1 protein-coding gene is annotated in these 333 nt (G+C 68.2%); it reads right to left on the bottom strand.

Features of this window, described 5'->3' with window-relative positions; translation table 11 throughout:
- Window positions 1-333 (bottom strand): NlpC/P60 family protein (locus J0695_RS40440; RefSeq protein WP_505383639.1); only part of this gene is annotated, 333 nt, incomplete at both ends.

Here is a 333-nt window from a genome sequence, read left to right as displayed (position 1 = left end):
TCAGCCCCGAGCAGTCGAACCTGCCGCCCTGCTCCGGAGTGCCGTTGCCGCCCCAGAGGTAGGGCGTGCCCAGCTTCTGCTGGGCGAAGTAGATGGCGCCGGCCGCCTGCTTGGACGGGTCGACGCGGCCCTTCTTGGCGGCGAAGCTCTGCTCCAGCTTGCGGATCGTCGAGACGTAGTTCTTCGTCTCCTCGTACGGCGGCACCCCGCCGTACTTGATCACCGCGTAGGCGCCCGCGTTGTACGCGGCCAGCATGTTGTCCGTCTTGTCGCCCGGCGCGTCCTTCACGTACGAGGCCAGCTTGCAGTCGTAGCTGGCGGCCGACGGGATGG

Source organism: Streptomyces beijiangensis, assembly GCF_017315755.1.
Classification (GTDB): domain Bacteria; phylum Actinomycetota; class Actinomycetes; order Streptomycetales; family Streptomycetaceae; genus Streptomyces; species Streptomyces beijiangensis.
The sequence above is the reverse complement of the archived record's forward strand: the minus strand, read 5'-3'. Positions and strand labels throughout refer to the sequence as shown.